The organism is Krasilnikovia sp. M28-CT-15, assembly GCF_047159595.1.
In the GTDB taxonomy this organism is placed as follows: Bacteria; Actinomycetota; Actinomycetes; order Mycobacteriales; family Micromonosporaceae; genus Actinoplanes.
Genome location: NZ_BAAGAK010000001.1, coordinates 4657461 through 4682144, shown reverse-complemented (window position 1 = coordinate 4682144; position 24684 = coordinate 4657461). Strand labels below are relative to the sequence as shown.

At 70.2% G+C, this 24684-nt stretch carries 25 protein-coding genes and 1 pseudogene; 16 read left to right on the top strand and 10 right to left on the bottom strand.

Annotated elements, in window-relative coordinates:
• Positions 1 to 523: 523 nt before the first annotated feature.
• Positions 524 to 1513 carry a YeiH family protein gene (locus tag ACMCNO_RS21330; protein ID WP_412751223.1) on the top strand — a complete coding sequence of 330 codons (990 nt, stop codon included), beginning with the start codon at positions 524 to 526 and terminating at the stop codon, positions 1511 to 1513.
• Positions 1514 to 1565: 52 nt separating this feature from the next.
• On the top strand, positions 1566 to 2477 hold the full coding sequence (locus ACMCNO_RS21325; RefSeq protein ID WP_412751222.1) for a LysR family transcriptional regulator: 912 nt from the start codon (positions 1566 to 1568) through the stop codon (positions 2475 to 2477).
• A gap of 31 nt (positions 2478 to 2508) precedes the next feature.
• Here ACMCNO_RS21325 and ACMCNO_RS21320 read toward each other — a convergent pair whose 3' ends face one another.
• The 4 genes and pseudogenes from ACMCNO_RS21320 to ACMCNO_RS21305 form a co-directional block, all read right to left on the bottom strand.
• Positions 2509 to 3522 carry a fibronectin type III domain-containing protein gene (locus ACMCNO_RS21320; protein WP_412751221.1) on the bottom strand — a complete coding sequence of 338 codons (1014 nt, stop codon included), beginning with the start codon at positions 3520 to 3522 and terminating at the stop codon, positions 2509 to 2511.
• A gap of 418 nt (positions 3523 to 3940) precedes the next feature.
• Positions 3941 to 4123: pseudogene (locus ACMCNO_RS21315) on the bottom strand (VOC family protein); the annotation flags it as partial.
• 270 nt (positions 4124 to 4393) lie between these two features.
• Positions 4394 to 4912, bottom strand: a complete 519-nt coding sequence (locus ACMCNO_RS21310; RefSeq protein WP_412751220.1) for an SHOCT domain-containing protein — start codon at positions 4910 to 4912, stop codon at positions 4394 to 4396.
• A gap of 26 nt (positions 4913 to 4938) precedes the next feature.
• The gene (locus ACMCNO_RS21305) at positions 4939 to 5403 is read right to left on the bottom strand and encodes an Lrp/AsnC family transcriptional regulator (protein ID WP_412751219.1); all 465 of its coding nucleotides are present in this window, start codon (positions 5401 to 5403) and stop codon (positions 4939 to 4941) included.
• A 131-nt stretch (positions 5404 to 5534) separates the two neighbouring features.
• Between ACMCNO_RS21305 and pdhA the strand changes: the two genes are divergently transcribed.
• The 11 genes from pdhA to ACMCNO_RS21250 all read left to right on the top strand — a co-directional run bounded on the left by pdhA (position 5535) and on the right by ACMCNO_RS21250 (position 15851).
• A complete protein-coding gene (gene pdhA, locus ACMCNO_RS21300; protein WP_412751218.1) occupies positions 5535 to 6626 on the top strand; it encodes a pyruvate dehydrogenase (acetyl-transferring) E1 component subunit alpha in 1092 nt (363 codons plus the stop codon).
• Positions 6626 to 7642, top strand: a complete 1017-nt coding sequence (locus ACMCNO_RS21295) for an alpha-ketoacid dehydrogenase subunit beta (protein WP_412751217.1) — start codon at positions 6626 to 6628, stop codon at positions 7640 to 7642. The genes pdhA and ACMCNO_RS21295 overlap by 1 nt, the downstream gene beginning before the upstream one ends.
• Positions 7642 to 9018, top strand: a complete 1377-nt coding sequence (locus ACMCNO_RS21290) for a dihydrolipoamide acetyltransferase family protein (protein WP_412751216.1) — start codon at positions 7642 to 7644, stop codon at positions 9016 to 9018. The genes ACMCNO_RS21295 and ACMCNO_RS21290 overlap by 1 nt, the downstream gene beginning before the upstream one ends.
• The gene (locus ACMCNO_RS21285) at positions 9015 to 9722 is read left to right on the top strand and encodes a biotin/lipoate A/B protein ligase family protein (RefSeq protein ID WP_412751215.1); all 708 of its coding nucleotides are present in this window, start codon (positions 9015 to 9017) and stop codon (positions 9720 to 9722) included. The genes ACMCNO_RS21290 and ACMCNO_RS21285 overlap by 4 nt, the downstream gene beginning before the upstream one ends.
• A 135-nt stretch (positions 9723 to 9857) precedes the next feature.
• Positions 9858 to 10712: a hypothetical protein gene (locus tag ACMCNO_RS21280; RefSeq protein WP_412751214.1), complete on the top strand. Its 855-nt coding sequence runs from the start codon at positions 9858 to 9860 to the stop codon at positions 10710 to 10712.
• Positions 10712 to 11146 carry a MerR family transcriptional regulator gene (locus tag ACMCNO_RS21275; RefSeq protein WP_412751213.1) on the top strand — a complete coding sequence of 145 codons (435 nt, stop codon included), beginning with the start codon at positions 10712 to 10714 and terminating at the stop codon, positions 11144 to 11146. Before ACMCNO_RS21280 ends, ACMCNO_RS21275 begins: the two co-directional genes overlap by 1 nt.
• Positions 11143 to 11484 carry a hypothetical protein gene (locus ACMCNO_RS21270; protein WP_412751212.1) on the top strand — a complete coding sequence of 114 codons (342 nt, stop codon included), beginning with the start codon at positions 11143 to 11145 and terminating at the stop codon, positions 11482 to 11484. The genes ACMCNO_RS21275 and ACMCNO_RS21270 overlap by 4 nt, the downstream gene beginning before the upstream one ends.
• A 68-nt stretch (positions 11485 to 11552) precedes the next feature.
• Positions 11553 to 11885, top strand: a complete 333-nt coding sequence (locus ACMCNO_RS21265; RefSeq protein ID WP_412751211.1) for a YnfA family protein — start codon at positions 11553 to 11555, stop codon at positions 11883 to 11885.
• Positions 11886 to 12077: 192 nt separating this feature from the next.
• Entirely contained in the window at positions 12078 to 12518 is a 441-nt protein-coding gene (locus tag ACMCNO_RS21260; protein WP_412751210.1) for a hypothetical protein, read from the top strand.
• Positions 12511 to 15198, top strand: a complete 2688-nt coding sequence (fxsT, locus tag ACMCNO_RS21255) for an FxSxx-COOH system tetratricopeptide repeat protein (RefSeq protein ID WP_412753767.1) — start codon at positions 12511 to 12513, stop codon at positions 15196 to 15198. Before ACMCNO_RS21260 ends, fxsT begins: the two co-directional genes overlap by 8 nt.
• Positions 15199 to 15257: 59 nt before the next feature.
• Positions 15258 to 15851 (top strand): class I SAM-dependent methyltransferase, encoded by a 594-nt coding sequence (locus ACMCNO_RS21250; RefSeq protein WP_412751209.1) that lies wholly within the window; start codon positions 15258 to 15260, stop codon positions 15849 to 15851.
• 114 nt (positions 15852 to 15965) lie between these two features.
• Here ACMCNO_RS21250 and ACMCNO_RS21245 read toward each other — a convergent pair whose 3' ends face one another.
• Positions 15966 to 17237 (bottom strand): ricin-type beta-trefoil lectin domain protein, encoded by a 1272-nt coding sequence (locus tag ACMCNO_RS21245; RefSeq protein ID WP_412751208.1) that lies wholly within the window; start codon positions 17235 to 17237, stop codon positions 15966 to 15968.
• A 29-nt stretch (positions 17238 to 17266) separates the two neighbouring features.
• Complete coding sequence (locus ACMCNO_RS21240) at positions 17267 to 19117, bottom strand: glycoside hydrolase family 3 protein (protein WP_412751207.1); 1851 nt, start codon at positions 19115 to 19117, stop codon at positions 17267 to 17269.
• A 254-nt stretch (positions 19118 to 19371) separates the two neighbouring features.
• Between ACMCNO_RS21240 and ACMCNO_RS21235 the strand changes: the two genes are divergently transcribed.
• The gene (locus ACMCNO_RS21235) at positions 19372 to 19566 is read left to right on the top strand and encodes a hypothetical protein (RefSeq protein ID WP_412751206.1); all 195 of its coding nucleotides are present in this window, start codon (positions 19372 to 19374) and stop codon (positions 19564 to 19566) included.
• A 52-nt stretch (positions 19567 to 19618) separates the two neighbouring features.
• Here the strand turns inward: ACMCNO_RS21235 and ACMCNO_RS21230 are convergent, their stop codons facing one another.
• On the bottom strand, positions 19619 to 20035 hold the full coding sequence (locus tag ACMCNO_RS21230) for a hypothetical protein (protein ID WP_412751205.1): 417 nt from the start codon (positions 20033 to 20035) through the stop codon (positions 19619 to 19621).
• Between the two features lie 143 nt (positions 20036 to 20178).
• A protein-coding gene (locus tag ACMCNO_RS21225) for an IS5 family transposase (protein ID WP_412751204.1) occupies positions 20179 to 21050 on the bottom strand; the annotation gives its coding sequence in 2 pieces (ribosomal slippage) (positions 20179 to 20667 and positions 20670 to 21050; 870 coding nt in all).
• A 165-nt stretch (positions 21051 to 21215) separates the two neighbouring features.
• Between ACMCNO_RS21225 and ACMCNO_RS21220 the strand changes: the two genes are divergently transcribed.
• Positions 21216 to 22460, top strand: coding sequence for an IS256 family transposase (locus tag ACMCNO_RS21220; protein WP_412751203.1), 1245 nt, complete (start codon positions 21216 to 21218; stop codon positions 22458 to 22460).
• A 71-nt stretch (positions 22461 to 22531) separates the two neighbouring features.
• Positions 22532 to 23176 (top strand): class I SAM-dependent methyltransferase, encoded by a 645-nt coding sequence (locus ACMCNO_RS21215; protein WP_412751202.1) that lies wholly within the window; start codon positions 22532 to 22534, stop codon positions 23174 to 23176.
• A gap of 4 nt (positions 23177 to 23180) precedes the next feature.
• Here ACMCNO_RS21215 and ACMCNO_RS21210 read toward each other — a convergent pair whose 3' ends face one another.
• Together ACMCNO_RS21210 and ACMCNO_RS21205 are read right to left on the bottom strand one after the other, a co-directional pair.
• On the bottom strand, positions 23181 to 24035 hold the full coding sequence (locus ACMCNO_RS21210; protein WP_412751201.1) for a tetratricopeptide repeat protein: 855 nt from the start codon (positions 24033 to 24035) through the stop codon (positions 23181 to 23183).
• Entirely contained in the window at positions 24032 to 24508 is a 477-nt protein-coding gene (locus ACMCNO_RS21205) for a hypothetical protein (RefSeq protein WP_412751200.1), read from the bottom strand. The genes ACMCNO_RS21210 and ACMCNO_RS21205 overlap by 4 nt, the downstream gene beginning before the upstream one ends.
• Positions 24509 to 24684: the final 176 nt, after the last annotated feature.

The following is a 24684-nucleotide window of genomic DNA, read 5'->3' as shown; positions in this document are numbered from 1 at the left end:
CGTCAAATGCAGGTCATGAAATATTCAATGCGCTCGGCCGTGAGTGAACGAACCACACGTGAGGTTGGCCGCCCTCGATTCGGGATCTGATCGGGCGCTAAGCCGGACAACTCACATGCGACACTGCGTCCACCTCATGTCACTACCAGAGCAATCACTCTGGGTATGTGCGCCATCACTGACGTGGCGTGGGCTGCTGCCCGGGGGCCCAGACGATAACTGAGCGTGATGCACGGCTGTCAACACATGTCATGAAATACCCTCTGTAGGATCTAAAAGCCGGACAATTGCTCGAACGCGCGACGGCTCTGATGAGGCGGGCTGGCGCCCCTAGGAACTCGGTGCGATGAAGGGCGCTCTGCAACGGCCCCACGCTTCCGGTCGGGCTGACGGCGGAGAGACTGCCGGGGAGTCATAGGCGTTGCCGATGACGGTGGTCCGGGAATGGCCGGTACCGGGAAGACCCGCCGGGGCGAAGCCTGACATGGTGATCGTTCTAGCTGAGGCTCCGAGTCGTCGCCGGGTGCCGGTCCAGGCTGCCGGTCTGGGCGTGGCCGTGGTGCTCGGGCTGGCCGCCACCGCTGTCGGGAGACAGGTTCCGGTGCTGGGCGCGCCGGTCGTCGCGGTGGCCGCCGGGGTACTGCTGAGCCCGCTGGTGCGGCGCCGATCCGACCTGCTGCAGCCGGGGGTGGCCCTGGCCAAGGGTACGGTCCTGCAACTGTCCGTCGTGCTGCTCGGTGCTCAGCTGTCGATCGGTGAGGTGCTGTCGGTCGGCGCGGAATCCCTGCCGGTCATGCTGGGCACGCTCGGGGTGTGTCTGCTATTCGCCTGGCTGGTCGGCCGTTGGCTCGGCGTTTCCGGCGACCTGCGCACGCTGATCGGTGTCGGCACCGGCATCTGCGGCGCCTCGGCCATCGCGGCCACGACACCCGCGCTGCGGGCCAAGAGCAACGATGTGGCGTACGCGATCTCGACGATCTTCCTCTTCAACGTGGTCGCGGTACTGGTGTTTCCGCCCCTCGGGCACGCGCTCGGGTTGAGCGGGCACGCGTTCGGGCTGTTCGCGGGTACGGCGGTCAACGACACCAGTTCGGTGGTGGCCGCCGCGGGTGCCTATGGCGGCGACGCCGTCCGGTACGCGGTCGTCGTCAAGCTCGCCCGTACCTTGATGATCATTCCCATCGTGCTCGTCCTGACCGCCGTGACCCGCCGTCGCGAGGGCCTGGCGCAGACCTCGAAGGGTCGCCTCGCGGCGTCGCTCGTGCCCTGGTTCCTGGTCGCGTTCCTCGCGGTGGCCGCGCTGAACACCGGCGGACTGCTGCCCGCTGTCGTCCGGGCCGAGTTGGGGCAGTTGGCACTGCTGCTCATCGCGATCGCCCTCGCCGCGGTGGGCCTGTCCACCGATGTGGTGGCCCTACGCCGTGCCGGCGGCCGGCCGTTGCTGCTCGGCCTGATCCTGTGGGTCGCGGTCACCGTGACCAGTCTGGGCCTGCAATACCTGCTCGCCCGGTGACCCGGCCCGGGGAACTGCCGGGATCCGCCGTACTCGTGACAGACTGCGCGCGATGCCACTGCCGCCATGGATAAGCGACCTGCCCGCGCTCGACCTGCTGCTCTCCGTCGCCGAGACGGGCAGCGTCGGGCGTGCGGCGCAGGCGCACGGAATCACCCAGCCCAGCGCCAGTGCCCGGCTGGCGAAGCTGGAGCGCCGGCTCGGCGTATCCCTGTTGGTGCGCTCCCGGCGCGGGAGCCTGCTCACCCCCGCCGGTGAGGCGGTCGTCGCCTGGTCGCAGGGTGTCGTCAACGCCGCCCAGACTCTGGCCGACGGGGTGCTGACGCTGCGCGCCGACCGGCAGGCGCGGCTGCGCATCTCGGCGAGCCTCACCGTGGCCGAGTACCTGCTGCCGGGCTGGCTACTGAACCTGCGCCGCACCCATCCCGGCCTGGACATCGCTGCAGGCGTCGCGAACAGCCAGGGCGTCATCGAGGCCGTCCGCTCGGGCGCGGCAGACCTCGGATTCGTCGAATCGCCCGACATCCCCGCCGACCTGAGCTCTCGTATCGTCGGCGACGACCGTCTCGCACTGGTCGTCGCCGCTGGTTATCCGCTGGCCGCGCAGGCCTGGCGGGAGCTGCGGCCCGCCGATCTCGCCGACCAGACGTTACTGCTGCGCGAACCCGGCTCCGGCACGCGTGACACCTTCCTGAACGCGCTCGAGCAGGCACTCGGGTTCGCACCGGCGCTGCCACACGCCATCAGCCTCGGCTCGACGACGACGATCCTCGCCACCGCCCGCGCCGGTGGCGGCATCGGCGTCATCAGCGCCCGTGCCGCCGCATCCGCCGTGGCCGCGGGGGACCTGGTCGACCTCCGGGTCCAGGGACTCACGCTGTCCCGCCCGCTGCACGCGCTCTGGATCGGGCGCACCCCGACAGCCGCAGCTGCGGAACTGCTGGCGATCGCCGACGCGGCGTGACGGTATCCCCTGGTGCGACCGTTGCCGGCGGTCAGGTCGTCGCGGTCGGTCGCGGCCGGCGCCGGGTGGCGAAGACCGCGTAGCACCCGGCTGTCACCATCGCCAGGCCGAACAGCGCCAACGCGGTGATCGGCGGGCCGGTTACCGGCAGTCCGGTGCCCGCGGCGGCGATGGTGACCGGCAACGTGAGGTAGCGGACCTTGCCGCTCGGGTTGATGCCGGTGGCGACGAACGTGTGCTCACCCTTGTAGGTGGCCGGGATCGTCACGACAGCCGAGAACGAGCCGTTCGCGGCCACCACCGGGCGTGCCAGCACCTGTGGCTCCGAATAGAGCGCCACGACCACGGTGGTGCCCGGCTTGAACCCGTCGCCCGACATCGTGATGTGGCTTCCGGCGGCCGGTGTCTCGCCGTGGGTCACATCGGATTCCATGGTCGGGGCGTTCTTCGGCGGCTCCGGTGGCGCCGTCGGTACACCGGTCGGGATTCCGGTGGCGGCGGTGCTGGCCGGAGAAGTGCCGCCCGGCCCGGTCGCGGTCACCGACACCCGGTAGGTGACACCTGCCGACAGCCCCGTGATCGTGCAGGATAGAGCCTTCGAAACCTGGCAGGACCCGCCGGGGCTGACGCCGTCGGCCGCCACCGCCGTCGCGGTGAAGCTGGTCGTGAACTGCACCTTCTCCCAGCTCACGGTCAAAATGCCTTGCCCGGCCCGCACGGTGGTGATCGTCGGCGCGGCCGGTGCCGGCGCGGTGCCGCCGGCCGTGACCAGTCCGTCCACGAAGGCGGGATCCGACCTGTCGGGACCGTTCTGGGCCACCACGTAGACCTCGTACTCGGCGCCCGGGTCGAGGTCGCGACTGATGGTGCACCCCAGCCGGCCACCGGGCTCGGAGGCGGGCTCGAAGCACCCGAAGCCCGGATCGGTGGACCCGGGCGGCCTGGCGAAGGCCGAGTACTGGATCCCCGGGGGACTGGCCTGCACCGCGTCCCAGCTGACGTGGATGCCCGTGGGTGCGGTCTCGGCCCTGACGTTTGTCGGCATGCCCACCGTGCCCGCACGGACGGTCTGATCTCCATGCGACCTCAGCACGGCGCTGACGTTCGCGACCTTGGCTGTCGCTGAGGCAACCGCCTGTGCCGGGGTGGCCTGTACGCCGAACGCCGTCGCAAGCGCCAGGACCGCGGCGGTGCGCCGCAACAGTCGTCGCCCGTGCCGGTGACGTGTCGATCGTCCGAGCCGCTGCCGCATAAGTCCCCCGATGGCCAGATCTGGTGCTCCATTGAGCTCGCAGGAACCACGTTAGCCACTTATGCGCCTAAACTATGACAAACCCGATAATCCTCTCTACGATTATGCGTAAATGAACGAACCTCGCTTCGGGGTCGCTTGGTCGCTCCGTCTCCGGCCGGGACCGGGTGCCACCTGGTGTCCGACGTTGGTCAGCGGTCGGTGCGTCGGCTCAGTCGCTGCCGCGTTCGTCGTCGGAGCGTTCGACGCAGAACTCGTTGCCCTCGGGGTCGGCGAGAACGGCCCAGCCGGTGCCGTCGGACCTGCGCTGGTCGGACACGAGGCGAGCACTGGCGTTGAGCAGACGGGTGACCTCCTCGTCGCGGGTGCGATCGGTAGGTTTGACGTCCACATGCGGGTCACCGACGCAGTCGACGGTGATGTGGTTGATGACCGAGCTCAACGCTGTCTCCGATCTTGCTGATGGTCTCTGCGATCCGTCTGCGTGGCGAGGTGCGTTGTGGCCGGGTGGTCCCGCCGGTCGTGCCAGGACACCAGGGCAGGCCCGCATCGACGGCCCACCGCACGCTTGCGACGCGCGAACCGGAGCGCGTGGAACCGCCGGCGGGCACCACGACGCCCCGGCGCTCGCATCGGCAGAGCCCGGGGCGTAGAGCCTGGCCCGCTACCCGACCAGCGTGGCGGTGTTCTTCGCGAGCGCGTTGGCCTTCAGCTGCTCGAATTCGCCGGCGCTGATGGCGCCGGAGTCGAGCAGGGCCTTCGCGGAGGCGATCTCATCGGTGACGGTGCCTTTACCGCCGGTCGGCGCGGCGACCGACCTGATGTAGGCATCCTGCCGCTTCTGCATTTCGGCCTGGGCGGCGAGCGCGCGCTCGGTCATGCCGCCGCCGCGAGCGACCAGGTAGATCAACATGCCGAGGAACGGCAGGAAGATGAGGAACAGCGTCCACGAGGTCTTCGCCACGCCGCCGATGTCCTTACTCCGGAAGAGATCTCCGAAGATCCAGAACAGGCCCATGAACCACGCCATGAAGACGAAGAACTCGAAGACGGCCAGCAGGAACGAGCCGTTGTTGTCGAACACGTAAGTACCCTTCCGGATCGACGCCGACTGCGTCGGCGGCATAGGGATCAACGTCCCTCCATTGCACCGCGTGCCGGTCATCCCGGCCTCATCCGCCATGGGTTACTTCGGTGTGGTCCGCGCTGCTACTGCGCCCACATCGCCGCGGCCGTCGGCGGCTCGAACTCCTCGAAGACCAGCAGGGTCCGGGTGTTGACCACGCCGGGCATGCCCTGGATCTCGTCGAGGACGAGGCGGCGCAGGTCGGTGTTGTCCTTGGCCCGGACCAGCAGGATGACATCGAAGTCGCCGCCGACGAGGGCGATGTGCACGACGCCGGGCAGGGTCCGTAACCGTTCGCCGACTACGCGCCATTCGGCCTGGCGCAGGTTGACCGTGACATAGGCGGAGGTGCCCATCCCGGCGGCGACGTGGTCGACGTCGGCGCGGAACCCTTTGATCACGTTCGTCTCGCGCAGCCGCTGCACGCGGGCGTAGGCGTTGGCCCGGGAGATGTGCAGCGCCTCGGCGAGCGTACGGATCGACATGCGGCCATCGCGGGTGAGCTCGGCGAGGATCCGCTGGTCGATGCCGTCGAGTGGGGTGGCCACCTGTCTTCAACTCCTTGCCTGAACGCCCGTTCAATTGGACGTTTGGCATCCAGGAGGGCGTCGGAGAGCACCATTTTCTCGTTCTCGGCCCGATTGTGGAACACGAATGGCGGTGGTCACAGGATTACCCCATGACATCTGACCCCCGTCGGCTGTTGCCGTCCGCGGACCCGGTCACCCTGATCGATGCACAGGGGCGACCGGTCGGCTCCACCTCGTACCCCGTCCCGGACGATGCTGACCTGATCCGGTCGCTCGGGGCTCTGATCACCGCCCGCCGGCTCAACGACCAGGCGTACGCGCTGGTCCGGCAGGGCCGCCTGGCCGTCTACCCGTCCTCGCACGGCCAGGAGGCCTGCCAGGTCGCGGCCGCGCAGGTCCTCGCCGCCGACGACTGGCTGTTCCCGACCTACCGCGACACCGTCGCGGCCGTGGTCAAGGGCGTCGACCCGGTCGAGGCGCTGAGCCTGCTCAAGGGCGACTGGCACTGCGGCTACGACCCCTATGAGCACCGGGTCGCCCCGCACGCGACACCGCTGGCCACCCAGCTGCCGCACGCCGTCGGCGTCGCCCACGCGGCCCGGCTGCGCGGCGAACCGACCGTCGTCATGGCCATGTGCGGCGACGGCGGCACCAGCGAGGGTGACTTCCACGAGGCACTGAACTTCGCCGCGGTCTTCCAGGCCCCGGTCGTCTTCTTCGTGCAGAACAACGAGTACGCGATCAGCGTCCCGCTGTCGCGGCAGTCCGCGGCGCCGTCGCTGGCGCACAAGGGCATCGGCTACGGCATCGCCGGTGAGCGCGTCGACGGCAACGACATGGCCGCGCTGCTGTCCGTGCTCGGCGCGGCCGTCGACCGGGCACGCGCCGGCGAGGGCCCCCAGCTGATCGAGGCACACACGTACCGGATGCAGGCGCACACCAACGCCGACGACGCGACCCGCTACCGCGACGACGCGGACGTCGCGGCGTGGGTGCACCGCGATCCGATCACCCGGCTCCAGACCCACCTGCGCGACCGCGGCCGGTTCACCGACGAGGTCGAGGCCCGCTTCACGGCCGAGGCCGAGCGGGTGGCCACGCACCTGCGCGACGGCCTCAACGCCGACATCACCCCCAACCCCGACGACCTTTTCGCGTACGTCTACGCGAAGCCCACACCGCAGCTGCGGGAGCAGGCGGCGCTGGTGGCCGACGAGCTGAGCCGAGAGGGAGCGCACTGATGACGGTTCTCGACGCCCGGCCCGTACCCAAGACAGAGGTCCGCACCCTGTCGATGGCCCAGGCCCTCAACCAGGCGCTGCGCGACGCGATGGCCGCCGACCCGACCGTGGTGATGTTCGGCGAGGACGTCGGCGCGCTCGGCGGCGTCTTCCGGATCACCGACGGCTTGACCGCCGAGTTCGGCGACGCGCGCTGCTTCGACACGCCGCTGGCCGAGTCGGGGATCGTCGGCATGGCGGTCGGCATGGCGATGAACGGCATGCGCCCCGTCGTGGAGATGCAGTTCGACGCGTTCGCCTACCCGGCGTTCGAGCAGATCGTCAGCCACGTCGCGAAGATGCGCAACCGCACCCGCGGCCGGGTCGCGCTGCCGATGGTGATCCGGGTGCCGTATGCCGGTGGCATCGGCGGTGTCGAGCACCACTGTGACTCCTCCGAGTCGTACTGGGCGCACACGCCCGGCCTGCACGTGGTCGCGCCGGCCACCCCGGCCGACGCGTACGCGCTGCTGCGCGAGTCCATCGCCAGCCCCGATCCGGTCGTGTTCCTGGAACCCAAGAAGCTGTACTGGAGCAAGCAGGAGGTCGAACTCCCGGTCCGGGCGCCCGGCATCGGCACGGCCGTGGTGCGCCGCGAGGGCACCGACGCCACCCTGATCGCGTACGGCCCGGCCGTACCGGTCGCGCTCGAGGCCGCCGAGATCGCCGCTCGGGAGGGCCGCAGCCTCCAGGTCGTCGACCTGCGCTCGATCGTGCCGTTCGACGACGAGACCGTCTGCGCCGCCGTGCGTTCCACCGGCCGTGCCGTGGTGGTGGCCGAGGCGGCCGGGTTCGCCAGCGTCTCCTCGGAGATCGTCGCCCGGGTCACCGAACGCTGCTTCACCTCCCTGGCCGCGCCGATCCGCCGGGTCGCCGGCTTCGACATCCCGTACCCGCCGCCGAAGCTGGAGCACTTCCAGCTGCCCGGGGTGGACCGGGTGCTCGACGCCGTCGACGACCTGCAGTGGGAGCAGTGATGGCCGCGCAGACGTTCCGCCTGCCCGACCTCGGCGAAGGGCTCACCGAGGCCGAGATCGTGCAATGGCTCGTGGCCGAGGGCGACGAGGTCGTCGTGGACCAGAGCATCGCCGAAGTGGAGACCGCGAAGTCGGTGGTCGAGGTGCCCTCGCCGTACGCGGGCCGGGTCGCGGCCCTGCACGCCGCGGCGGGCACCACGCTCGCGGTCGGCGAGCCGCTGATCACCGTCGAGGCGCTGGAACCGGCCGCCGCGGCCTACCGCGAGGAGGAGAAGGCCGGCTCCGGCAACGTCCTCATCGGGTACGGCACGTCCGGCGGCCCGGCCACGACCCGTCGCCGCCGTCCGCGCGCCCGCGCCGCGGCCGCCGCGCATCCGGAACCCGGACCGCAGCGCGTGCCGAAGGTCATCTCGCCGCTGGTCCGCAACCTGGCCCGCAGCAACGGCATCGATCTGCGTACGGTCGAGCCGACCGGCCTGGGCGGTGTGATCACCCGGGCGGACGTCGAGCGCGTGATGGCCGGATCCACGCCCGCCGCGTCGGTGTCGTCCGCGCAGTCCGCGTCGCTCAATGCGTCCGCGCCCTCCACGGCGTCCGTGCCGTCCACGGCGTCCGTGCCGTCCACGGCGTCCGTGCCGTCCACGGCGTCCGTGCCGTCCACGGCGTCCGCGTCGCTTGCGTCGGTCGCGCCCGTCGCGGGGGAGCGGCGTACTCCGCTCAACGGTTTCCGCAAGGCCGCGACGGCCGCGCTGACCCGCAGCCGTGCCGAGATCCCCGAGGCCACCGTGTGGGTCGATGTCGACGCGACCAAACTGTGGGAGCTGCGGGAGAGCAACCCCGCCGGCCCCGGGCTGCTGGCCTACATCGCCCGCTTCGTGGTCGCCGGGCTGCGTGAGTTCCCGGTGCTCAACGCGCGGTTCGACGCCGAGCGGCAGGAGATCGTCGAGTTCGACCGGATCAACCTCGGCATAGCGGTGCAGGGCGACCGGGGCCTCGTGGTGCCGGCCGTGATCGGCGCGGACGCGATGACCACCACGCGGCTCGGCGAGGAGATCCGGCGGCTCACCGCCACCGCCCGTGAGGGGCGCGCGACCGCGCAGGAGCTGTCGGCGGGCACGTTCACGCTCAACAACTACGGCGGCTTCGGAGTCGACGGCAGCGCCGCGATCATCAACTATCCGCAGGTGGCGATCCTGGGCTTCGGCCGCATTCTGGATCGGCCATGGGTCGTCGACGGGCAGGTCTGCGTCCGTAAGATCACGCAGATGAGCTTCGTGTTCGACCACCGGGTGTGCGACGGCGGCGTGGCGGCCGGTTTCATGCGCACCGTTGCCGACGCGATCGAGAACCCGGCCTCGGCGATCGCGCGGCTGTGACGACGGTTCTCCTCGACGAGGAGACGGCAGGCGGCCCGGCGCACGATGTGGCGCTCGGGCCGCTGCTGCTGCGCCACGGGCTGGGGCGGGCCCGCGACATCCTGCGGGTCTACTCGCCGGAGCCGACCGCGGCGTTCAGCCGCCGCGACACGCTGCGGCCGGGTCATGCGGGGGCGGCCGACGCCGTACGTGGCCTCGGTTTCACACCGGTCGTCCGCCCGCAGGGTGGCAGCCTCGCCGCGTACCACCAGGGCAGCGTGGTCATCGATCACGTGCACCGGGCCGAGCGGGCGTCGCCCGACCCGGTCGAGCGGTTCCAGCGGTTCGCGGAGCTGCACGCCGCGCTTCTCGTGCGGCTCGGCGTACCCGCACGGATCGGCCCGGTCGCCGGCGAGTACTGCCCCGGCGAGTACAGCATCAACGCAGCCGGGGTGAAGATCGTCGGCTCGGCGCAGCGGGTGACCCGCGACGGCTGGCTGTTCAGCACGGTCATCCAGGTCTGCGGCACGCGCCGCCTCCGCGAGGTGCTGACCGCCGCGTACCGCGAACTCGGCTACGACTTCGAGCCGGCCACCGTCGGCACCCTCGCCGACGTCGTGTCCGGCGTGACGGTGCCGGCGGTCACCGCCGCGGTCCGGGCGGCCTACGGCCTGACCGGCCCGGCGGTGCAGGTCCCGGCGGTGCTCCGGGCGGGAATCGGCTGACCGGTAAGGGCTCGGCATGCGACGTCGGAGTCCTCGTCGTCAATGACTGGAACTTCGTCCGCGGTCTTGAATTCGGTACCCAGGTACAGGCTTATGGTCGAGGCGCGGCGTTACCGAGCAGCTGTGGAGGGCGTGATGGCCGACGTGGGGCAGACCGGTGGATGTGGTTGCTGCGGCACCGGCACGGTGGGTGCGAGATCTGGCGCGGCGCGCTCCACCGGCGTGGCAGGCGGGGAGAGCGCCACGACGCGGATCCGGTTCGTCGCCGGAGCCGAACAGCTCGGCATCGACGGCGACGATCTCGCCGGCCTTGCGGCGCTGTTCGATCGTGGGGACTGCGCGGCGGTGCGGCAGCGGCTGGCAGACCTGGTGCAGGCACGGCTGGCCGACGCCGAGCTGCGGGTGGTGGAGCAGATCGAGAAGGCAGCCCGGATCCAGGCCGACGCGGGCGGTAACAGGCCCGGCCTGGTTGCCGCGGCCGCCGGGCTACACACCGGGACGACTGAACTGACCGCGCTGGTGGCGCGGTTGCAGGGTGCGGCCCACCGGTTGGCGCAGGCACCTGAGGATGGCGGGGCGTGCGGTGCGGACTGTCCGTGCGTGACGGCCATGTCCGCGGTGGCGACTCCGCGGATCCCGGCGGCCCGCGCCGCACTGATCGGCGGTCCGGCGGGCGGGCCGGATCTGGTGTGCACGATCGAGGGTGGGATCGACGCGATGCACGCTCGGATCACCCAGTGGCAGGCCGCCCTGGGCCGGGCGACCGGGCGGGAGCCCGCCGACGGGGGCGTGAGCCTGACCTTCGACCACGACCCGGCGTTGACCGTCGAACTGGCCCGGTTGGCCGCGGCCGAGTACGCCTGCTGCTCGTTCTTCACCTTCACCGTGACGGTGGGTCCGGCCGGGGTGCGGTTCACCGTGACCGCCCCGCCGGAAGCACAGGACGTGGTGACCGCGGTGTTCGGCACCGCCACCCCGGAGGCGGCCTGATGTACGACATCGGCAATCGGCGCCTGCGCACCGGCGAGGTCGCCGAACGCGCCGGGGTGAACATCCAGACCCTGCGCTACTACGAACGCCGCGGGCTGATCGCCGAACCCGACCGCAGCCCCGGCGGGCACCGCACCTACCCACCCGACACCGTGACCCTGCTCGGGGTCATCAAGGCCGCCCAGCGCCTCGGCTTCACCCTCAACGAGGTCGCCGAGCTGCTCGACACCGGTCGCCGCGGGCACCCCACCCCGGACCTGAAGGCCCGCGCCACGGCGAAGATCACCGAGGTCGACCGGAAGATCGCCGACCTGACCACGATCCGCGACGCGCTCACCCGGGTCGTCGCGGCCGGCTGCGACAGCCTGACCCACTGCACCTGCCGCGACTGCCCCATGCCGTTCGCCGACCTCGCTGAGGGAGACCCGCGATGACCGTCCAGCACGCCGCCCCCACCACGACGAACGGCGGTGCACCCGCCGGTCGGCACGGGTGCCCGGCACCGGACGCAGACCTGAGGCCGCCGACGCGCAGCAAGGTCACCGCCGGGCTCGCCGCCCTCGCCTGCGCCGCCTGCTGCGCGCTGCCGCTGCTCATCGCCGCCGGTGTCCTCACCGGCGCGGGCGCCGCCATGGCCGAGAACGTCCTGCTCGCCACGTCCGGCGTGCTGGTCGCCGCGGCCGCCGGGATGTGGTGGCTGCACCGGCGCCGCGCAGCCCGCAACACCGCCGCCGGTACGGGTGGCTGCGCGAGCGGCACCTGCGGCTGCTGACCCGCGTCCAGGGCCCGGGGGACGATGCCGCGGCGCCCTGTTCGGGACGAGTCTGCTGCGATACCACTGTGACGATCATTCGCTCAATGCTGCTGTTCATCGTCGCCGCTCTCGCCGAGATCGGCGGTGCCTGGCTGATCTGGCAAACCGTGCGCGAACACCGCTCGGCCTGGTTCGCCGCCGCCGGGGTCGTCGCGCGCGGCGCGTACGGCTTCGTCGCCGCGTTCCAGCCCGACCCGCATTTCGGCCGGATCCTCGCCGCGTACGGTGGCGTGTTCGTCGCGGGCTCGCTGGGCTGGGCCGTCGTCGTCGACAAGTTCCGTCCCGACCGCTACGACATCGCCGGTGCGCTCCTGTGCCTGGCCGGCGTCGCCGTCATCATGTACGCCCCCCGCACCTGACGGTCTCCACCGGCGGCCATCTGCCCGAAATGGCCTTTCCCACGTCGGGTGCTCCAGCCGGTCACCGGATCGGGTCATGGTTTCGGGTCGTATTTCTGACCATGCGGCTCGTTGCTGTCCTGAGTGTTCACCGCGGGGCCCGCGTGCGGTATGCCTGTGTGTCGACGTTGGAGCATCGGCGAAGGGGTACTGATGGAAGCGGAACTGCTTGCTCTGGCGGGGACGGCTGGTTCGGCCCTGGTCGGTGCGGTCGCCAAGGATGCGTGGGAGGTCACGAAGGCGGGCTTCGTTCGCCTGCTGGGCCGGGGCGATCGCGGGCGGGAGGCCGTGGTCGAGCAGCAGTTGGACCGGACCTACAGCGCCGTGGAAGGGGCGGGCGCGGAGGTGGACCGTGTGCGTGGACAGCAGGAGGCTCTCTGGGCGGGCCGGATGGAGGAGCTGTTGATCGAGCGCCCCGCCGCCGCGGGGGAGTTGCGGGCGCTGATGGAACAGCTCGCGGCGACCTCCGGCGCTCGTTCTGTCGGACACGTGGTGCAGCACGCCACCGCGTCCGGCAACGCGCAGCAGGCCAACCTCGGCCACGGGCACCAGGTGAACACGTTCGGTACGTCCCGCGGGCGTGCAGATGGCTGACCGGGTCAGCGAGCACGACCCGACTCCCGAGGATGCTGGAGCCTCGACGTCGCAACACGTCGTCACCTCCGGCAACGCCACCAGCGCGTCAGTGGCCTCCGGCGTGCAGGTCAACGTCTACCCCGGCTCGCCGCCCCAGCCCACCGGCACGGACCGTCCGCGTTCTGCAGCGAGCGAGGATCGGCGTACGGTCCACAACCTCGCGCATCGGGACCGCAACTTCATCGGCCGGGAGGCCCAGCTCGACCAGCTGCACGAGCGGCTGGTCTCGGGTGGTGCCGCGGTCGTGCAGGCGGTGCACGGCATGGGTGGCATCGGGAAGACCCAACTCGTCCTGGAGTATGCCCACCGTCATCTCAGCGGATACGAGGTGGTGTGGTGGATATCGGCGGAGCAGACCGGACTCATCGGCGACCAGTTCACCGCGCTGGGGGTGAGACTGGGCATCATCGACACCCACGCCGACACCCTCGTCGCGCAGAGCAAGGTGCTGGAGTATCTGTCCGGTCGCGAGGGCTGGCTGCTGATCTTCGACAACGCGGTCCGGCGTGAGGACATCCTGCCGTGGCTGCCTCAGGACTCCGGACACGTGCTGATCACGTCACGCGGCGGCAACTGGCATCAGACCGCCCAGGTGATGGAACTGAATGTGCTGGCGCGTGAGGATGCGATTCGGTTCCTGACCAGGCAGCTTCCCGCGCTCGAGGTCACCGAGGCCGACGCTCTGGCGGACGCGCTCGGGAATCTGCCGCTGGCCTTGGCGCAGGCGGGCGGCTATCTCGCCGAAACCGGCATGTCTGTTGTCGACTACCGGCAAGCCCTGCTCGAGGAGACACAGGCGGTGCTCGAGCTGGGTGCGCCGATCAACTACCCGCGATCGCTGGCCGCGGCGGTCACCCTCAGCGTCAACGCGCTGTCCGAGGACGACCCCGCCGCGTTGGCGATCTTGCGCCTGTGCGCTTTCCTCGCCCCCGAACCGATCTCCGGCGACCTGATCGCGGCGATCGCGGCCCACGGTCCGTGCCCTGAGTTGTTGGTTCCCTTGCAAGCCGAGATCGACAAGCCGTTGGCACGGCAGCGGCATATCGGTCGGATCAGCGTCTACGGCCTCGCGAGGATCGAACTCGGCTCGATCACCGTTCATCGGCTGGTCCAGGCCATTGTGCGCTGTCAGCTGGAGCCTTCTGCCGCCGCGGAGCTGTCGACCCATCTCGAATCCGCGATCGGCGCCATGAACCCCGGCAACCCACGCGACTCCGCGAGCTGGCCTGCCTGGAGCCGACTGTTACCCCACCTGCTCGCCATCGAGCCCGGACGCTCGTCCAACCCGGCGTTACGTGAACACGCCCGAGATGCCATCGTCTACCTCATCAGCCGGGGCGACAACCGATCCGCACAACGGTTCGCCAAGAGCCTGCACGCCGAGTGGGCGCTGCGCCTTGGTCCCGATCACCGCGACACGTTGCGTGCCGCAACCGAACTCGTCTGGGCATTGCGCAATCTCGGCGACATCGGTCGCCTCCCGGCGTTGATCGATGACACGCTCACGCGGCAGATCAAGGCATTCGGGCGCGATGATCCCGATACGCTGCGGACCGCGGCGGATCTTGCCGTGGTGCAGAGTGCGCTGGGTCACTACCTGCGTGCCCGGGAGACCGATGAGGATGTGCTGGAGCGGCGTCGGCGGGTGTTGGGGGAGGACCATCCGGACACGCTGACGGCCGCGGGCAATCTCGCGGCGGCGGTGGGCAACCTCGGCCGATATGAGGAGGCGTTGGAGCTCGCCCGGGATGTGCTGGAGCGCCGCCGGCGGGTGTTGGGTGAGGACCATCTGAGCACGTTGGCGGCTGCAGCCAATTTCGCGCTGGCGGTGGGGAAGCTCGGCCGGTATGAGAAGGCGCTGGAGCTCAAGCGGGATGTTCTCGAACGGCATCGGCGTGTGTTGGGTGAGGATCATCCGAGCACGTTGACGGCTTCGGGAAATCACGCATCGGCGGTGGGGGAGCTCGGCCGGTATCAGGAGGCGCTGGAGCTTCATCGCGACGTGCTGGAGCGGCATCGGCGGGTGTTGGGGGAGGATCATCCGGACACCTTGGCCGCCGCGGGCAATTTCGCGGCGGCGGTGGGGGAGCTCGGCCGGCATGTGGAGGCGTTGGAGCTCAAGCGTGATGTCCTGGATCGGTACCAGCGGGTGTTGGGTGAGGATCATCCGAGCACGTTGACGGCCGCGGGAAACCTCGCGGCGACGGTCGGGGCGCTCGGCATGCACGAGGAGGCATTGGAGCTTCTGCGGGATGTGCTGCAGCGGCATCGGCGGGTGCTGGGGGAGGATCACCCGGACACGCTGACGGCCGCGGCCAACTTCTCGTCGATGTTGGGGGAGCTCGGCCGGCATGACGAGGTGTTGGAGCTCAAGCGGGACGTCCTGGATCGGTGCCGGCGGGTCTTGGGTGGGGATCATCCGGACACCTTCCTCGCGATGCTGAACCTCGCCATCACCCTGGCGAAACTCAGACAGATCCTTCCCGCTCGACGCCTCGCCGATCAGTCGTTCGGCGGGCTGCGTGCGAAGCTGGGAGCGCAGCACCCGCATACCCAGCGCGCCGGACAGCTGCGCAATCAGCTCGCCGGCCTCATGGGTGGGCGGCGGGTCCGAAAAGGCCCGAAGGGTCATCGCTAGGGTCGAGGAGGACCGGAAGTATCGGTGTGCTTCGATGACGGAGAGGAGGTCCGACCCGGATGACGAACTACGCCCGCATGTACCGCTGGGGGATCACCCCCTGGGAGGGTTACGGAGAGGCCGCCGCCGGCAGCATCGCGGCACTGCTGGACCGGGAGGAGGCAGAGCGCTCACGCCCGCTGGGCCGGGCGCTCGATGTCGGCTGCGGCCGCGGCCAGTTCACACCGGAGCTCGCCCGCCGGGGTTGGCAGGCCACGGGTATCGACTACGTGCCGGCCGCGATCGAAGCGGCCCGCAGCGGGGGCGCCGACGACGTCACGTACGTGGTGGGGGACGCGACCGACCTGGAGGCGGCCGGTCTGGGGACGTTCGACTTCTTCCTCGACGTCGGCTGCTTCCAGGGTTTCGACGCCGGCCGGCGGCGCGCGGTGGGACAAGGGCTCTCGGCGCTTGCCAACCCGGGGGCCACGCTGCTGATGCTGGCCTTCGGTCCGACCCGGTTCCAGGCTCTGGCGGGTGGTGTCTCGCAGGACGACGTGACGGCTGCCCTGCCGGATTGGACGCTGGTCGCGGTCGAACCGGCGCAGACCGAGGGGCTTGGCTGGCCGATGAACAGGACCTCGCCGCGCTGGTACCGGCTTCGTCGTCCCTAGCCCGTGTTTCTGCTCGTCGCCAGCCTAATGTCCCGAAACAGCACGATCCCTGGACCGCGCTGCCCCGGTGACGCATGGCGTCCACCGGGGGCAGCGTGCCGGGCACCCGGGAGGTCAGACCACGCGCCACTTCTGGCGGGGTTCGCCGGTGCACGCGCGCAGCTCGGCCGGGGTGCCGTTGGGCCCATCGGCGTCGCGCAGGTCGAGGCAGCGGTCGTCGAGGCCGCGCAGTTCGCCCGCACCGGTGAGGGTCCACCGCTGCTGGGCGGCGCCGGTGCAGTCCCAGATCCGTACGGTGGAACCCGCCGGGTCGGCGTCGAGGCACTTGTCCGCGAACCCGCGCAGCGCGCCGTCGGAGGTGAACGTCCACCGCTGGTTCGCCGAGCCCGCGCAGTCCCGCAACTGTGCCGGGGTGCCGTTGGCGGTGACGGAGTCGCGGACCTCCAGGCAGCGGGTGCTCGCGGCACGCAGCTCGACGGTGCCGTCCGCGGCGGGTCCGGGGACCTCGTACCGGCGCTGCAACCACGGGCGGTACACCGACGGTCCGCCGCCGGCCGTCGGGTCCGCGTCGCACGAGGCGTCGTCCTTGCACCCGAGGAGCTCGTCGAATGCGCCGTACGCATAGAACGTCGCCTTCTTCAGCTCCAGGTCGGCGCCGGTGACGTTGGCCGGCAGCTCGCTGATCGAATAGCCGCGGTACGCAGCCGTCCGGTGCGGCGTGGTGAGCATCCGCTGCGCGGCGTTCGCGAAGTACGCGGCGGCGTGGTGGTCGTGGTGGTCGCGGTCACCGCCGTCGACACCGATCGGCCCGCTGTCGCCGCGGAAGTCCTGTAGCCGGACGATGTCCGCACCGGCGTCCGCCAGCAGTCCCTGCAGGACGGAGATGAGCTCCGCACGGGTGTACCCGCCGGCTCCGTCCACCGTGGAGATGCGCCCGATCTGCCCTTCCCAGAGCTTCTGCAGGCTCTGGCCGCCGTAGAGGTCGGAGCCGCGGCCGTCGAAGCCGTCGGGCGCGCGCAGGAAGACCAGCTCGACCTGCGTCCCGGTCAGGCGGGACACGCGCAGCTCGCGGTCCTGGACGGTGGTCGTCGCGTCGGACCAGTCGTTCGGGCGGCCCGCCATCGTCGCGTACGCCGCCCGCTCACCGGCCTCCCGCGCGGACCAGTACCCGACGTCGCGGCCCGCGTCGCCCGCGGTGAGGTACACCGTCCGGACGCACTTGTCCGCGCGGATGTCCCGCTGGATGTCGGGGTTCATGAACAGCAGGTCGTCGTCCTCGTGGGCGACGATCTGGACGGAGCAGGGCGGTGCCGCCGCGACGGCCGCCGTGGGTGCGGGCATCAGGAATGCCAGTGCGGCGCCCGCGGCGATCAGAATGCGTTTCAAGGAAACCCCTGTGGTTTGAGCGGGCGAAGTCACGGTTCGACGTTCGGCGGTGGCGGGGCGGGCAGCGCGATGACCGGGTCGTAGGTCAGGCCGAAACCGTAGGGGAACAGCGGTGTCTTGCCGTCCCCGTCGTTGATCGGCTGCTGCGTGACGTCGCGTGCCCAGCTGACCGGCAGCTTGCCGGTCGGCCGGACCGCGCCGAACAGTACGTCCGCCACGCCCTGGCCCTCGGTGCCGGGCAGCCAGCCGGCGACCAGCGCCGACATGCCGGGCAGTTCGGCGGTGACGTCCAGGGGACGGCCGGAGATCAGCACCGTGACGACCGGCACGCCGGACGCCTTGAGTCTGGCCAGCAGTGCCTGGTCCTCGGCGTCGAGGCGCAGGCCGTCCGTGCGGTCGCCGTACTCCTCGGCGTAGGGCTTCTCGCCGACGACGGCGATCGCGACCCCGTAGGACCGGTCGATGCCGTCGCCCTCGCGGTCGTAGGTGACGGTGGTGCCGGGCGCGACCGTGTTCCGGATGCCCTGCAGCACGGTCGTTCCCGGGGTGCTCGGCCCGTCGACGCCCTGCCACTTCATCGTCCAGCCGCCACTCTGGAAGCCGATGTTGTGGGCCGACTTGCCCGCGACGAAGATCCGGCCCGGTGCCTTCGCCAGCGGCAGGACGCCGTTGTTCTTGAGGACGACCTGCGATTTCTGTACGGCCTCGCGGGCGACAGCGCGGTGTTCCGGGCTGCCCACGGTGGACGCGAGGCCACGGTCGGCGAACGGCCGCTCGAACAGCCCGAGTTCGAACTTCTTCGTGAGGATGCGGGTGACCGCGTCGTCGATGCGTGCCTGGGTGACGCGGCCCGCGTGGACCTCGTCGCGGAGCAGCCGGATGAATTCCTTGTACCAGTAGTTCTCGGGCACCATGAAGACGTCGATGCCCGCGTTGACCCCCGTCCGGACCTTCTCGGGGGTGTAGACGAAGTTGTCGTCCAGGCGGGCGATGCCGTCCCAGTCGGTGATCACGATGCCCTGGAAACCCAGCTCGCCCTTGAGGACATCGGTGATCAGGTACTTGTCGCCGTGCAGCTTCCGCCCGTTCCAGCTGGAGTACGACATCATCACGCTGGCCACGTTGCGCCCGACCGCCGCGCGGAACGGGGCGAGGTGGATGGCCCGCAGTTCCTCCTCGCTGATCTGCGCGTCGCCCTGATCGAGGCCGCCGGCCGTGCCGCCGTCGCCGACGTAGTGCTTGGCGGTCGCGAGGATCGATGTCGGCGTGTTCAGCGACCTGCCCTGCATCCCGGTGATGAGGCTGGTCATCGCACTGGGGTTCGCCGGGGTCTCACCGAACGACTCGTAGACCCGGCCCCAATGATCGTCGCGCGCGACGCACAGGCACGGCGAGTACGTCCAGTCGATACCGGTCGCGGCCACCTCGGTGGCGGTGACGCGGCCGATCCGCTCCACCAGCGCCGGGTCGCGCGTCGCGCCGAGCCCGACGTTGTGCGGGAAGATGGTGCCGCCGTACACGTGGTTGGCGCCGTGCACGGCGTCGATGCCGAACATGATGGGAATGCCCAGCGGGGTCTCGAGCGCCGCACGCTGGTAAGTGTCGTACAGGTCGGCCCAGACCTGCGGGGACTGCGGCTCGGGCCCCTCCCCGCCACCGGCCAGCATCGAGCCGAGGCGGAGGTCCCGTACGTCGGCGGGAGTGGCGTTGTGCCGCTCGGCCTGGACCATCTGGCCGATCTTCTCGTCCAGGCTCATGCGGGTGAGCAGATCGGCGACGCGGGCGGCGACGGGCTGTGACGGGTCTTTGTAGACCGGGTCTGCGGCCGAGGCCGCGCTGGGTGCGAGCGTCACGGCGCTGGCACACAGCACGACGGACACAGCGGTGGCTATCGATCGTCGTAGGGTTGACACGATCATCCTCGGGTCCGGTGACATGCGGTGGCCGGACTTTATTCGGTCCAGAAAAAATCTGCGTTACGCGAGGTGGCCGTACGGTGCGATCCTCGCCACGTTCACGACGGGACCGCCCGTCGGACCAGGGGACCTGCACATCCAAGGTCATGACCAGGCTCACAACTTTGCCTGCGGACGATCGAGTTCCGGGACGGTAATGCGGTGTGTGCGGTGCTGCGGTGTCGCTGAGCGGGGCCGTCGCGCCGGGGTTGATCGCCTGTCCTGAGCGGGTCATGGCCGACCTGGAGGTCGACGAGCGGCCGGAGGCCACGCAGGAGGGCGTGGCGGCGTCGGGCTCTGTCCGGGTGACGGTGGCCGCGGACGGCGCGGTGGCCGACGTGAGCCTCAGCCGGCGGTGGCCTCCGCCGGAATGAACCAGGCAGCGGGGCGCGGCCCCGGGCTGACGGTCTGGTCAACCCGGGCCTGTCACTGGATGCTGATCGGTACCAGCGCCAGTTCGTCGAGCGCGGCGCCGTCACGCCACACCAGGTCGACGAACCAGATGTTGCCGGGCTGGCTCGGAGACACCGCGGGAACGATGAAGTCGAGCTGGTTGGCTTTCGGGTCGATCGACGCCTGGAGGTACAGGTTGGGTGCGTGTCCCATGCCGGTCGAATGGCCGAGCCACAACTCGATGGACCTGACCTGGTCGGCGTACGCGGTGTCGAAGCACCAGGACACATGGACGCTGTCGCCCGGCCGGGCGACCGACGGTGAGATCGCCGTGTGGGTCAGAACGACGTCGCGCAGCGGTGGCGTGGCGGCGAACGCGCTGGCCGGGAGGATGAGCCCCAGCAGCGTCGCGGCGCACAGAATGGCGAATGCCTTCCGGACGCGGGTCATGACGAGTCCCCCATTCCGTCCTGGAGGGCACGGCAGTTGCCGGCCCCTGAAGTCAATCCTGCCGGGCATGGATTGATAGCCGGCGAACGCGGTTTTACAAGGTTGGTCGCCACCCGTCGGCCAACTAGGCCGTGTCCTGTCGATCATCGAAGCCAGATCAGGGCGGCGACGAGCAGTAGTGATGAGCGGTAGAGGGCGGCGCGTTTGGCGTAGCGGGTGGCCAGCGCTCGCCATTGTTTGAGCCGGTTGAAGCAGCGTTCCACGACGTTGCGTTGCCGGTAGACCTGCTTGTCGAAGGCCGGTGGTCGCCCGCCGCGGCTGCCCTTGGCAGCACGGCGGGCGACTTGGTCGCAACGTTCAGGAATGGTGTGGGCAATCCCTCGGCGGCGTAGCCCGTGGCGGGTGCGGTCGTGGGCGTAGGCCTTGTCCGCGATCAGCATGTCCGGCTTCTTGCTGGGCCGTCCCGGTCCGCCGTTGTGCACCGCTATGGCGTCGAGCAGCGGGAACAAGTGCGGGTTGTCGTTGGCCTGCCCTGCGGTGAGCAGCACGGACAACGGTCGGCCACGGCCATCGACGGCCAGGTGGATTTTGGTGGTCAGGCCACCCCGCGAGCGGCCCAGCGCCTCACCGTCCTGCGCTGGTATCGCGATGCCGCCGGCAGATCCCCCTTTTTGCGGGCTCCCGCAGCGTGCTGATGGGCACGCACGATGCTGGAGTCCACGCTGATGATCCATTCAACCGGCTGGCCGTCGTCGTAGACCTGCGCACGGGCCAGGATGGAATCCCAAGTCCCGTCATCGGTCCACCTGCGCAACCGTTCATGACAGGTCTTCCACGGCCCGTACCGTTCCGGCAGGTCCCGCCACGGCGCCCCAGTGCGCAGCTTCCACAGGATCCCGTTGATCACCTGACGATGATTGCGCCATCGCCCCGACCTGCGGCCAGGCTCCGGTAACAACGGTTCGATCACCGCCCAGGCCTTGTCCGTCAGCTCACCACGCCCAACACCCGACACATCAACCAGAACTGATCAACTGATCGACAGGACACGGCCTAGGCTGGGTTGCGTCCATGGAGGTGGTGTACGACGGGCCTGGTAGCGGGCGTGTCGTGAGATAGGAGACGGTCACCGCGGAGATCCTTTGAGACGGCTAAGTCATGATCAAAGGAGACCAACGCGATGACCGCACCTGAGAGTGTGAACCCTGCCGGGCTGTTGCGCGAGCAACTGGAGTCGGCGAGCCCGGATCTGCTCCGGGCGATGATAAAGACGTTCGCGGACGCGCTGATGAGCGCGGAGGCGGACGCGGCCTGCGGCGCCGAGTACGGCCAGCGCAGCCAGGCGCGGGTGAACTCCCGCAACGGCTACCGGCCGCGGGAGTGGGACACCCGGGCCGGCACGATCGAGCTGGCGATCCCGAAGCTGCGGTCGGGCTCCTACTTTCCCGACTGGTTGCTGACGCATCGGCGCCGCGCCGAGCAGGCCCTGGTCTCGGTGGTGGCCACCAGCTATCTGCTGGGGGTCTCGACGCGGCGGGTGGAGAAGCTGGTCGAACAGCTGGGCGTGCGGCAGCTGTCCAAGAGTCAGGTCAGTGAGATGGCCACGCATCTGGACGCGCAGGTCGAGGCGTTCCGTAACCGGCCACTGGACAGCGGCCACTACACCTTCGTCTGGCTGGACGCGCTGGTCATCAAGGTCCGCGAAGCCGGGCGGACGGTGAACGTGCACGCCCTGGTCGCCGTGGGCGTGAACGCCGACGGCGGCCGGGAAGTCCTCGGCCTGGACGTGTGCTCCGACGAAGACGGCGCCGGCTGGTTGGCGTTCCTCAGATCCCTGACGGCGCGGGGTCTGTCCGGGGTGCGGCTGGTCATCTCCGATGCCCATCGCGGCCTCGTAGGTGCGGTCGGTGCGGCGCTGCCCGGTGCGGCGTGGCAGCGGTGCCGCACCCACTACCTGCGCAACCTGCTGTCGAAGGTGCCCAAGAGCGCCCAGCCGTGGGTCGCCACCCTCGTTCGCACAGTCTTCGACCAGCCCGACGCCGACGCCGTCCGAGCCCAGTTCACCCGGGTGGTCGAGGCGATCGAGGCGAAGTTCCCCGCCGCGGCCGAGCACCTCGACGACGCCCGCGCGGACCTGCTCGCGTTCACCAGCTTCCCGCGCGAGATCTGGCGCCAGATCTGGTCCAACAACCCGCAAGAGCGGCTAAACAAGGAGATCCGCCGCCGCACCGACGTCGTGGGCATCTTCCCCAACCGGGCCGCGATCATCCGCCTCGTCGGTGCCGTGCTGGCCGAACAGACCGATGAATGGACCGAATCCCGCCGCTACATGGGACTGGAACTCCTGGGCAAAGCCCGCCTCACGCCCCTGGAAACCGAACCACCGGCAACGCCCGAAACCGACCCCACAGCCATCGCCGCATAAGATCGACCCGGATCTCCACGGTGATCGTCTTCTACACCACGCCCGTGGACGTGACCCTAGGCTGCGACGCCATGTCGGATGCTTCGTACCTCACCGCTACCCGGGCCTCCTACGACGTCATGGCGGCCGAGTACGCCGACTGGCTGCGCACGGACATGGACGACCGGCCGCTGGACCGGGCCCTGCTGGCGGCGTTCGCCGAGCGGGTCCGGGCCGCGGGACTTCCGCGCGTAGCGGATGTGGGCTGTGGCCCGGGCCGGGTCACCGTGCTGCTGGACCGGCTCGGGTTGGATGCGTTCGGTATCGACCTGTCCCCGGGCATGGTCGAGGTGGCCCGCAGCACGTACCCCGGCCTGGCCTTCGAGGTCGGGTCCATGCTGTCCTTGCGCGTGCCGGACGCGAGTCTGGGCGGCGTGCTGGCCTACTACTCGATCATTCACGTTCCGTGGGAGCAGCGCGGGGAGGTCTTCGCCGAGTTCTTCCGGGTACTCGCGCCGGGCGGGCAGCTGATGCTGGCCTTCCAGATCGGCGACGAACGGGTTCATCGCGACGAGGCCTTCGGCAAGCCTGTTGACCTCGACTTCTATCGCCAGCAGCCCGACGATGTCGTCCGGCTGCTCGGTGCAGCCGGTTTTCAGTTGTCGTCCACGGTCGTCAAACAGCCGGAAGGCATGGACAAGACCCCGCAGAGCATCGTGATGGCAACCAAGCCGTAGACGGTCAGTGGCGCCGCAGCCAGCGTCGCAGCAACGGCGGCACGACCCAGGAGTACACGCAGTAGAGGAACCACAGCGGCGACAACGTCAGCACCAGCGTGGTGAAGCCCGCCGCCCGCAACACCGTCGACACCGCGATCCAGGCCAACCAGGTCTGCAACGGACCGAATCGGCGCATCGGATACAACGGGCGCATCAACGGGTGGCGGGCGACGCGCATGGCGAACGCGGCTTCGCCCAGCGGCTCGTGGGTGGGCCAGGCGGCGGCGGCTTGGCCGTAGTGCAGGTACGCCGCCTCCACATCGCCGCGCTGGGCGGCCGATGAGCCGAGCAGCGCCAGGGCATAGGGATCCCCCGGGTGGGCGGCGACGAACTCCTGGCTGATCCGCTGGGCCTCGCGGTCGTCCCCGAGCGCATACGCCACCCGTACCCGGGTCGCGAACACCACGGCCGCGTGCGGGTCCTCGGCGGCTGCGCGTTCGGCCAGCTTGAGAGCCTTGTCCGGCTGGCCCTCCGCGGCGCAGAGTTCCGCGTAGGCGCACAGCAGGTGGACGTCGCTGGGAGCCACCGTCAGGCCGCCCAGCAGGGCCTGCTCGGCGGCCTCGGGCCGGCCCATCTCGCGCTCCGCCTGGCCCAGCCAGAGCAGCAGCTGCGGGTCGGGCCCTCCGGCGGCGAGGCCGGAGCGGGCCGCCTCCGCAGCGTCCGCCCAGCGCTTCAGCCACATCAGCGCGGCACAGCGGATCGCCATGGCGGGCGGGCTGAACGCGTCGACGATCGACAGCTCGGCCAGTTCGGCCAGCGCCTGCTCGGGCCGGCCCGCCACCAGCTGCGCCTGCGCCCGGCCGAGCGGCGACGTCACCGAGCCAGCCCGTAGATCACGCCCAGCTCCAGCAGCCCGCACCCGGTCAGCGCGGCGAAGCCCGGACCGAACAGCCGGGCCGGCTCGGCGCGGCCCAGGAGGAAGGCCCGGAACGGCTTGCGCTGCATCGCCAGCACCAGCAGCCACACCAGCACGCCGGCGAGGCCGCCGAACCACCGGACCTCGAAGAAGTCGGTGGCTTGCGGGCTCATCGCCACCCGGACGGCGAAGGCGAACAGCCCTGCCAGGCCGATGGCCACCAGCCGCTCCGCGTCCAGCCCCAGCCGGCGCCCGTTGATGATGCCGAGCACAGCGGCGGTCAGCGGGCCGCCGAGAAACGCGGGGTACCCGATCGACGAGGGCCGCCACGGCTCCCGGCCGGATGCAGACCGGCCGCCCATGGTCGGGCGCAACAATTCGTCGTGCATCTTCTCCCCGGCCCCGCCCAGCCTGACAGCCTGCGCGAGAGCCATCGGCCGGTGGCGGTGGTTGTTTAGGCCTTTCGCCTCGGGGGTCCCACCGGCGACTCCGCATACGGTGGGCTGCGACGGAATCAGGGGGCACGGACGGTCGGAGAGCGGCGTATGCTGGGCGTTCCTGTTCCACCGGTGATGGCCTGGGTGCGCCGCGAAGCATCCCCACGATGATC